General features: G+C 60.0%; 6 protein-coding genes and 1 pseudogene. 6 read left to right on the top strand and 1 reads right to left on the bottom strand.

The window, feature by feature from the left end:
• Window positions 1–16 precede the first annotated feature (16 nt).
• Window positions 17–1,537, bottom strand: coding sequence for an aldehyde dehydrogenase family protein (locus DBR46_RS04195; protein ID WP_124525119.1), 1,521 nt, complete (start codon window positions 1,535–1,537; stop codon window positions 17–19).
• Window positions 1,538–1,808: 271 nt separating this feature from the next.
• On the opposite strand from DBR46_RS04195, the gene DBR46_RS04200 reads away from it, so the two are divergent.
• From DBR46_RS04200 to DBR46_RS04225, 6 genes and pseudogenes are all read left to right on the top strand, one after another.
• Window positions 1,809–3,704 carry a sigma-54-dependent Fis family transcriptional regulator gene (locus DBR46_RS04200; protein ID WP_124525120.1) on the top strand — a complete coding sequence of 632 codons (1,896 nt, stop codon included), beginning with the start codon at window positions 1,809–1,811 and terminating at the stop codon, window positions 3,702–3,704.
• 184 nt (window positions 3,705–3,888) lie between these two features.
• A complete protein-coding gene (locus DBR46_RS04205; RefSeq protein ID WP_256659212.1) occupies window positions 3,889–4,941 on the top strand; it encodes a hypothetical protein in 1,053 nt (350 codons plus the stop codon).
• Between the two features lie 113 nt (window positions 4,942–5,054).
• Window positions 5,055–6,404 (top strand): UDP-N-acetylmuramate:L-alanyl-gamma-D-glutamyl-meso-diaminopimelate ligase, encoded by a 1,350-nt coding sequence (gene mpl, locus DBR46_RS04210; protein ID WP_124525121.1) that lies wholly within the window; start codon window positions 5,055–5,057, stop codon window positions 6,402–6,404.
• A complete protein-coding gene (ubiX, locus tag DBR46_RS04215) occupies window positions 6,401–7,030 on the top strand; it encodes a flavin prenyltransferase UbiX (RefSeq protein ID WP_017735613.1) in 630 nt (209 codons plus the stop codon). Before mpl ends, ubiX begins: the two co-directional genes overlap by 4 nt.
• On the top strand, window positions 7,023–7,307 hold the full coding sequence (locus tag DBR46_RS04220; protein ID WP_124525122.1) for a YceK/YidQ family lipoprotein: 285 nt from the start codon (window positions 7,023–7,025) through the stop codon (window positions 7,305–7,307). The genes ubiX and DBR46_RS04220 overlap by 8 nt, the downstream gene beginning before the upstream one ends.
• A gap of 268 nt (window positions 7,308–7,575) precedes the next feature.
• Window positions 7,576–8,415 (top strand): annotated as a pseudogene (locus DBR46_RS04225) (hypothetical protein); the annotation flags it as partial.

Consider the following 8,415-nt stretch of genomic DNA (forward strand, 5'->3'; position numbering starts at 1 on the left):
TGTGGGAGCGGGGAAGTTAGAAGAAACCCAACGGATTAATGTCGTAGCTCACCAGCAAGTTCTTGGTCTGCTGGTAGTGATCCAACATCATCTTATGCGTCTCACGCCCCACGCCGGACTTCTTGTAACCGCCAAACGCGGCATGCGCCGGGTACAGGTGGTAGCAGTTGGTCCACACGCGGCCCGCCTTGATCGCGCGGCCCATGCGATAGGCACGGTTGATGTCGCGGGTCCACACGCCGGCGCCGAGGCCGAACTCGGTGTCGTTGGCAATCGCCAGGGCTTCGGCTTCGTCCTTGAAGGTGGTGATGCTGACCACCGGGCCGAAGATTTCTTCCTGGAACACGCGCATTTCATTGGTGCCCTTGAGCAGGGTCGGCTGGATGTAATAGCCGCCAGCCATGTCGCCCGTGAGCTTCTCGACCTTGCCGCCGGTGAGCAGTTGCGCGCCTTCGCCCTTGGCGATTTCCAGGTAGGACAGGATCTTGTCGAACTGCTGCTCGGACGCCTGGGCGCCGACCATGGTGTCGGTGTCCAGCGGGTCGCCGCGCTTGATCTGTTCGATCTTCTTCATCACCACTTTCATGAAGTCGTCGTAGATCGACTCTTCCACCAGCGCCCGGGATGGGCAGGTGCACACCTCGCCCTGGTTGAAGAACGCCAGCACCAGGCCTTCCGCGGCTTTTTCGATGAAGGTCGGTTCGGCTTTCATGATGTCGGCGAAGAAGATGTTCGGCGACTTGCCGCCCAGCTCGACGGTGGACGGAATAATGTTCTCGGCCGCCGCATGCATGATGTGCGAACCCACCGGGGTGGAGCCGGTGAACGCGATCTTGGCGATACGCTTGCTAGTGGCCAGGGCCTCGCCGGCTTCTTTACCGAAACCGTGCACCACGTTCAGCACGCCCGGTGGCAGCAGGTCGCCGATTACTTCCAACAGCACGCTGATGCCCAGCGGGGTTTGCTCGGCAGGCTTGAGCACCACGCAGTTGCCGGCGGCCAGGGCCGGTGCGAGTTTCCACGCGGCCATCAGGATCGGGAAGTTCCACGGGATGATCTGGCCAACGACGCCCAGCGGCTCGTGAAAGTGATAGGACGCAGTATGTTCGTTGATCTCGGCGCTGGTGCCTTCCTGGGCGCGGATGCAGCCAGCGAAGTAGCGGAAGTGGTCAGCGGCGAGCGGGATGTCGGCGTTGAGGGTTTCACGCACGGCCTTGCCGTTGTCCCAGGTTTCGGTGATGGCCAGCAGTTCGAGGTTCTGTTCGATGCGGTCGGCGATTTTCAGCAGCGCCAGCGAGCGGTCTTGGGCCGAGGTCTTGCCCCAGGCGTCAGCGGCGGCGTGGGCGGCGTCGAGCGCCTTGTCGATGTCTTTGGCAGTGGAACGCGGGAATTCGGCGATGGCCTTGCCGTTGACCGGCGAGGTATTAGTGAAATAGTTGCCATCGATCGGCGCAACGAATTCGCCACCGATGTAGTTGCCGTACTTGGCCTTGAACGAAACGATCGCGCCTTCAGTACCGGGGTGTGCGTAACGCATGGTGGGTATCTCCTGGCTTTTATGTTTATTTGGAGTGCAGCGCTGCTGCGCTTGATAAGCGTAGAGCAAAGGTTGGGCCACTACCGTGGGGGCCAGGTAAATCAAGGGCTTGGACTTTGTTACAAGGCACTGCTGTGGCAAGGCTGATACAGGCGAAGTGACAGTTTGTGCCATAAACGGTACAGCCTGTGACCGGCGGGTCGACCCGGGATTGCATTGGCCGAAAGGCTGGGGGATGCTGGGCGTTCTCACGCAGGGAGAATAATAAGAAATGCACAACGATCATTTCAGTCGCCATGCCCAGCAGGTGTTAACGGTCACCCGTGGCCAAGAGCGTTCCCAAGGCCCCGCCAGCGACCCGTCCATCGCCCGCTCCTGGCTGCGTTGCCTGGAGGACTATCACCTCGACCCTGCGCAGACCCTCGCGCCCACCGTGCTTGAGCACGGTCGCCTGCTGGAAAGCCGTGAGCGCCTGCAACAAGTGTTGCACATCGCCGGCAGCGAGATGAACAGCCTGCACCAGCAGCTCTCGGGCGCCGGCCATGCCGTGCTGCTCACGGATGCGCGCGGCGTGATCCTCAACTGTGTCACTGCGCCGTCCGAGCGCAAGATCTTCGAACGTGCCGGATTATGGCTTGGCGCTGATTGGAGCGAAGCCTGCGAAGGCACCAATGGCATCGGCACCTGCCTGGTGGAGCGTCAATCCCTGACGATTCATCGCGATGAACACTTTCGTGGCCGGCATACCGGGCTGACGTGTTCGGCTAGCCCGGTATTCGACCCCCATGGCGACTTGCTCGCGGTGCTTGACGTGTCTTCCGCGCGCGAAGCGGTATCGCGCCAGAGCCAGTTCCACACCATGGCGCTGGTCAATCTGTCGGCGAAGATGATCGAGAGTTGCTACTTCCTGCGTCATTTTGAAAACCATTGGTTGTTGCGGTTTCATTTGCAGGCCGAGTCGGTCGGTTTATTCAGCGAGGGCCTGCTGGCGTTCGACGGCGACGGGCGGATTTGTGCGGTCAACCAGAGTGCGCTGAACTTGCTGGGGCAGGTGCGCGCAGGTTTGCTGGGGCGCACGGTGGATGGGTTTTTTGACTGTTCCCTGGACCAACTGCTTGGCCGCGCCAGTGCCAATGCCACCGCCAGTTGGCCGCTTCGCACCCGTGATGGCCGGCACTTGTTTGCGGCGTTGCGCGGCCAATCGCGCAGCCCTGTGGCGCCTGTGGCCAAGCCCATACTTGCGCGTCTGCCGGGGATCTGCCTGGGCGATCCGGCCCTGCAAAACGATTTTCGCAAAGCGCTGCGGGTATTCGAGCGCGATGTGCCCTTGCTGATCAATGGCGAAACCGGCTCCGGCAAGGAAGCCTTCGCCAAGGCTGTACATCACGCCAGCCAGCGTGAGGGTAAAGCGTTTGTGGCGCTCAACTGTGCGGCTATCCCCGAAAGCCTGATCGAAAGCGAACTGTTCGGCTATCGCGGCGGCAGTTTCACCGGCGCGCTTAAAGATGGCATGCGCGGCAAGCTGCAACAGGCCGACGGCGGCACGCTGTTCCTCGACGAAATTGGTGACATGCCCCTGGCGTTGCAGACGCGTTTGTTGCGGGTGCTGGAGGACCGCCAGGTGGTGCCCATCGGCGGCGAACCTGAGGCGGTGAACGTCAGAATCATCAGTGCCACGCACCGTAATTTGCTGGCGCGCGTGCAGGACGGCAGCTTTCGCGAGGACTTGTATTACCGCCTCAATGGCCTGGAAGTGGCGCTGCCGGCGTTGCGCGAGCGCAGCGACAAAGCGCAGCTCCTCGACTTCCTGCTGGCCGAGGAGGCGCGCGGCCAAACCATCAGCCTTGAGCCCGCAGCGCGGCAAACGTTGCTGGCCTATGCCTGGCCAGGCAACGTGCGGCAGTTGCGTACGGTCTTGCGCACGCTGGTGGCACTGTGTGATGAAGGGCGAATCGGGCTCGCCGACTTGCCGGCGTTGCTTCACCAGGCCCCGCTGAACAAGGTCAGCGAGTTGCCGCTCGACGATGCCGAACGCCAGACCCTGCTCGCGGCGCTGGAACGCCAGCATTGGCGCATGACGCAAACCGCAGAGCACCTCGGTGTCAGTCGCAATACGCTGTACCGTAAGTTGCGTAAACATGGGATCACCCGTTTTGCCCCGGCCTGACTAAGGGTTGTAAGAGGATGTTCTTTTCAGCGCTCAGCTGAGTGGTTTTTTATTGTGAAGTGGAACGCTCCACGCGCGTTGAGTTGGCATGTTCCTACAGGAACTGTTCAGCGTTGGTTGCTCACTCAATGAGGGCAACTGCTCAAGGTGTTTTCATTCAACAATAACCACTCGGGTGAACACGATGATCATTACAACTCCAGCGGCTACATTTACTTTCCAACAACCGGCGACTGTCGATGACGCTGTTGCGCCGACGGCTCCAGGCAACAACGACACCCATGAACAGCCTTTGACCCGCAGTAAGCGGGGCATAAAGGACAGAGGTCTGTTTTCCTGGTTTGGCAGTAAGCCAGCGGCGGTGCCTCCCGTCGTTGTGCCCGCCAAGCCGCCTGTCGCCCTCAAGCCGGTTGTGCCGCCAACACCCAAGCCGAGGACAACGGGCAAACCGCCTGGTGCTGGGCAACTTTCCCCGACCCACCGCTTTCAGAATCTGGGCGACGCGGTTGTCCATGCCAACAAAGTCAAAAAAGATGACGCATTGCTGCTCGCCAATCTGGCCAAGCAATCGCCGAAGATCAGCGTTGCCGAAGCGGCCAAGCGGCTTATCGACGCCGATAGCCTGGTCAAGGCTGGCGTCATTTCCACGGCTCCCAAAGCCGGCCAGGTTGCGCGGGACGCCTTTATCAGCGCCGGGATCACCGGCATGGTCAGCGCACCGATCAACGTCGGGGCCTATGCCGGCTCCGTGGCCACCGGGGAAGCGATCAAGGCGAATTACGCACCGGGCGTGTTGCCGCCACCGTTTTTGCCGAGCGCCACCAGCCAGCCCAAGAGCGTGACGCCTGCGGTGCAATCCGAAACGGCCCTTGGCCCGCAACTGGATGATGCAGAGGCCCAGCTATTAGGGATGGCCTCTACGGTGATGTTTATTCTTGGTGATACCCAGAGTGTGTTCACCAAAAACGAGGGTTGGCCGAAAGATGACGCGGGGCGTCTCAGCAACCTGGAGAAGTTGCTTGATGTATCAGAGCAGCAGCTAAAAAAGGCCACTCGCCAGAACGGGATTATCTTCAAACCCTATAAGCCGGGCACTCCTGTGCCTGCCGATGCCAAGGCACGCCTGGAACTGATTGAAAAACGCTTCGAACGGATGGCCGAGTCGTATGAGAAGGTGCGTGTCATCGCGGCAATCAAGCAGAGTGAAAACGAAGAACATGCACTTGCCACGGCCTGAAATTCCGGTTGCCGGGCGAAGTGCAAGTTGCACTTCGCTTGGCCACTGGCCGCATAAAGAGTGCGATTTCCCCCTCCCTGCGCTAACCTGCCTCGATGTTTACGAGGTCGACTATGCACATTCATATTCTTGGTATTTGCGGCACTTTCATGGGTTCGATGGCGGTTCTGGCCAAAGAGCTGGGCCATCACGTTACTGGCTCCGATGCCAACGTCTACCCACCCATGAGCACGCAGCTGCAAGCTCAGGGTATTGAACTGACCCAAGGCTACGACCCGGCGCAATTCGACCCGGTCCCGGACCTGGTGGTGATCGGCAATGCCATGGTGCGTGGCAATCCAGCGGTTGAATACGTACTCAACAAAGGCTTGCCCTATGTCTCCGGCCCACAGTGGCTGGCGGACCATGTGCTGCAAGGCCGCTGGGTACTGGCCGTCGCCGGCACCCACGGCAAGACCACCACCAGCAGCATGCTCGCCTGGGTGCTGGAACACGCTGGCATGAGCCCGGGCTTCCTGATTGGCGGTGTGCCGCAGAACTTCTCGGTGTCGGCGCGCCTGGGCGATACGCCGTTCTTCGTGATTGAAGCCGATGAGTACGACAGCGCTTTCTTCGACAAGCGCTCCAAGTTCGTTCACTACCGCCCGCGCACGGCGATCCTGAATAACCTTGAGTTCGATCACGCGGACATCTTCCCGGATCTGCCGGCGATCGAGCGGCAGTTCCACCATTTGGTGCGCACCATCCCGAGCGAAGGCCTGGTGATCCACCCAACCACCGAGCCGGCCTTGCAGCGTGTGATCGACATGGGCTGCTGGACCCCGGTGCAAACCACCGGTGCGGGCGGGCAGTGGCAGGTCAAGTTGCTCAGCGAAGACGGTTCGCGGTTTGAAGTGCTGTTTGAAGGCGAGGCCCAAGGCATCGTCGACTGGGATATGACTGGCCAACACAACGTGGCCAACGCACTGGTAACCCTGGCTGCCGCCCGCCATGTTGGCGTAGTGCCATCCATGGGCATCGCCGCATTGAGCGCGTTCAAGAGCGTGAAGCGGCGTATGGAAAAAGTCGCCGACGTGAATGGGATTACCATCTACGACGACTTTGCCCACCACCCGACGGCGATTGCGACCACGTTGGATGGCCTGCGCAAGCGCGTGGGCGATGCGCCGATCATTGCGATTGTCGAGCCGCGTTCCAACTCCATGAAGCTCGGCGCGCACCGCGATGGCCTGCCGGAAAGCGTCAACGACGCCGATCAAGTGGTCTGGTATGCGCCGGCCACCCTGGGCTGGGATTTGCCGGCGATTGCCGCGTTGTGCACCGTGCCATCAACGGTCTGCGATTCCATCGAAGGTATCATCGAGCACGTCAAGCAGCTCGCCAAGCCCGGCACCCATGTGGTGGTGATGAGCAATGGTGGCTTCGGCGGCCTGCACGGTAAATTGGCCGAGGCGCTGAAGTGAGCGGCCCGGAACGCGTGACCCTGGCGATGACCGGCGCTTCCGGAGCGCCTTATGGCCTGCGCCTGCTGGATTGCCTGGTGCGCGAAGACCGCGAAGTGCACTTCCTGATTTCCAAGGCCGCGCAGTTGGTGATGGCCACCGAGACCGACGTCGCCTTGCCGCCCAAGGTGCAGATGATGCAGGCGTTCCTCACCGAGTACACCGGTGCTGCGGCGGGGCAGATCAAGGTCTACGGCAAAGAGGATTGGATGTCGCCGGTTGCCTCGGGCTCCGGCGCACCGGCAGCGATGGTGGTGGTGCCGTGTTCCACCGGCACCTTGTCGGCGATTGCCACGGGCGCGTGCAACAACCTGATCGAGCGCGCGGCGGACGTGACCTTGAAGGAGCGCCGCCAGTTGATCCTGGTGCCGCGCGAAGCGCCGTATTCGAGCATTCACCTTGAGCACATGCTCAAGTTGTCGAACATGGGCGTGACCATCTTGCCGGCGTCGCCGGGGTTCTATCACCAGCCGCAGACCATTGATGATCTGGTGGATTTTGTGGTGGCGCGCATCCTGAACCTGCTGAATATTCCCCAGGACATGCTGCCGCGTTGGGGTGAGCACCATTTGAGCAGCGATGAATAAGGCGCTGTTGCTGATACTCGTGCTGCAGCTGACGGGGTGTGCAACCGCACGCACGCTGGATGCGGCGCAACCCGGTGCGCCGGTGGTGTATGCCGGCACCCGGTTGGATCTGTATGCAATGAATGGCGGTTGCTGCGCCAAGGACCGCTTTGGTGCCGAAGCGCCGGCTTATCCCCACGTGGATCTGCCGGCGAGTGCGTTGCTCGATACCTTGTTGTTGCCGCTGTCGGTGTTGACGGTGCTGGGGGTTGGCTTCAACGCCACGGGCGGTCTTTAGATAAGTGGTGCCAGTGCGCTAACGCAGTAGCGTTGGCACATGACCCGAACGGTCGAGTACTTGGGTGGGGGCGCCGAAACCAGTGTTGTAAAAAATTGTGCAGGTATGGAATAGAGCATGGCGCCTTGGTGTGATCTTCGCGGAAATTCCAAGTCTGCAGCGCGCAACATTTGCTAAAAAGTATCAATGGATTTGTTTTGTTACCTTGTAAACATTAGTTGTTGAGTGCTTTTTGTGCCGCAATACCACTTAGCGTATGAATAGTTGTTTGCTTCTAATCATGCGCGAGGCGGTAATGACAAGTTTTCCGAGTTCTCAAGTAACGCCAGTTGTGTCACGTAACACAATCGCCGAACCTTATTCGACGGACTCTCTCGCGCGCAATGATAGTGATGCCGTTGCCAGCAACCGCAATGCGCAAGTGCCTGACACTCCGGAGGTCCGTGCAGCTGCTGATGCCAAGTTATCGAAGCCCTACGCGTTGGCGTTAGCGACGCGGTCCTATCACACGTCCATTGCGCCGCCTGATCTTTCCATTCCTCCGGAGAGTACATTGGGGCGTTGGCGCACCGAACTGGACAACGCGTTCAACAGCCGCGAATTTTTAACGTGGGCGAAGGCGCAAGGACTTGATACCAAGAGTTTGAAACTGGATCCCTTGCTCAGTGAATTGACCGGTACTGTAGATGGCAAGACAAAAACGTTCTCCCTAAGTGACGATTCGGGCTTGGCGGATGTTTCCCGAGTCTTGCTCTCGATTGCCAGGGCGATCGCACCGGGGCCTGCGTCGGCATTCAGTTACCCTTGGTCGGAGGGCAAGGTGCCGTTGTACGTGGTGGGGCGATTTTACGGAATGCCCATAGACCTCTCGCCAGCACAGGCCGCCGATCACCGCAAAAAACTGCAAAAAGGTGAACCACCGGAGTTTCCGCCTTTGCGTTACGGCGAGCAGCGATCCGTAGCGGCGTTAGCCGAGCAGGGTAAGGCGCTGGGGGATGACGCTAATCATCATGCACTTCTTGCTGCGCTGAGATCCCAGGTAAACGATGCCGAAGGGAAGATTGATCTGAACACCGTCATGCTTCCTCTAGGGATGCTCCGATCAACT

The sequence above is a fragment of the Pseudomonas sp. KBW05 genome (assembly GCF_003852405.1).
GTDB lineage: Bacteria > Pseudomonadota > Gammaproteobacteria > Pseudomonadales > Pseudomonadaceae > Aquipseudomonas.